Genomic DNA, 1,424 nt, shown 5'->3' on the forward strand with positions numbered 1-1,424 from the left:
TGAGGCGTCCTGATATTGGTTGACTTTTTGAGTGATTAATATTCATAAGTTTTGCTAAAAAAAAAGAGTGCCTTGTCTGACATTTGAATTATTTTTTTTGTTTTGATTTGAAAATATGTTAACTAAAGGTCGCTCAGAAAAAGGAGTTTCAAACAAACTTTTTTCAAAGTCGGCAGGAGTTTTGAAGTCCAATTTTTCATGAGGACGACCAACATTATAGGCGTCAACCGCCTTTTTCAACGTTCTTTGACATTGTGAGAGGTTCTTGATACGGAAATTACAAAGATATTCATTTTTGATTGTACCATTAACTCGTTCTATATGAATGTTTTCATACACAGATTCACACATGCTGATTTTTATATCGTAACTTTTTAATAAATCAGTATAAGCTTTTGATGTGTATTGAACTCCTCTGTCTGAGTGATGAATCAGTTTTTCATATCTTTCTATTTTTCGTTCTTTTAAGGCCATTTTTAATGCTTTTATATTTGACTGAGCACGTAGATCGGAGCTTACGTTATATCCAAGGATGCATCGTGAATAGACATCCATGATAAGGACAATGTACAGAAATTCTTTTTCGCCAATTTGCAAATAAGTAATATCACTTGTCCAGACCTGATTGATATCATTCAATGATAATCCACTTGCAAGGTTTCGATACTTAGCGTGAGGTAGGCTATGAGTTGTTTTTCGATAATTCCGTTCGCTAACAACCTGAAATCCTCCTTCAACATAGGTATCGATAAATACATCGCGCCCTATCCCCTCTGGATTCAATATACTATATATTTTTTTTGCGCCCATTTTTGGATGTATTTCTCTAATTCCTATAATGTTCTGAATAAGTATTCTTTTAAGCTCATTTTTCTTAGTGAATTTTTTCACCATTTTCCAATGAGATTGCCTGGTAATTCCAAGTATAGAATACAATTCATTCATGGTGAATGATTTTTCCTGGATGTGCTTCCGGAACCATTCAACAGTTTGGACGAGAAGTTTTTTTTTAAGTCCATCTTTAGTTCTTCGGATGCAAGCTCAATGAGCTTTTCCAGAAAATCAAGCTGAATTTGTTTCTGACCAACATGCCGTTCTAGTTCAGCTACTTTCTCTTTATAAAACAGGGCCTTTTGAGATTCGCTTTCCATTTCTACAACTATTTTGGTTTGTTTAGGATGGTCTGGTGAATATTTATAAAGCCATCGGTAAAGAATGGCCGATTTAATTTCATAAAGCATCGAGACCTCTCGAATTGTCGTTTTTTTAGTGACAATTTCATGGACTTTTTGTTTTTTGAAATCTTCACTAAAATAACGTCTTGACTTTAACTTAAATTGTGACCGTCTATTTTTCATAAGTTTCAATTTTTGAATTGTTTTAAAAATCGTTCAAAAACGGTCAACCTATTTCAGGACGGCACA

The 1,424-nt window shown here is 33.7% G+C and carries 2 protein-coding genes; both read right to left on the bottom strand.

The genetic code is table 11. The annotated features are described in order from the left end of the window. Positions 1-54: 54 nt before the first annotated feature. A complete protein-coding gene (locus CJ255_RS25160) occupies positions 55-945 on the bottom strand; it encodes an IS3 family transposase (protein WP_097646197.1) in 891 nt (296 codons plus the stop codon). After that, entirely contained in the window at positions 942-1,358 is a 417-nt protein-coding gene (locus tag CJ255_RS25165) for a transposase (RefSeq protein ID WP_097646198.1), read from the bottom strand. Before CJ255_RS25165 ends, CJ255_RS25160 begins: the two co-directional genes overlap by 4 nt. Positions 1,359-1,424: the final 66 nt, after the last annotated feature.

Source organism: Candidatus Viridilinea mediisalina, from assembly GCF_002532535.1.
In the GTDB taxonomy this organism is placed as follows: domain Bacteria; phylum Chloroflexota; class Chloroflexia; order Chloroflexales; family Chloroflexaceae; genus Viridilinea; species Viridilinea mediisalina.

Coding starts and splice junctions, on each gene's coding strand:
- CJ255_RS25165 (WP_097646198.1), bottom strand. CDS start 1,358: ATGAAAAATAGACGGTCACAATTTAAGTTAAAGTCAAGACGTTATTTT.
- CJ255_RS25160 (WP_097646197.1), bottom strand. CDS start 945: ATGAATGAATTGTATTCTATACTTGGAATTACCAGGCAATCTCATTGG.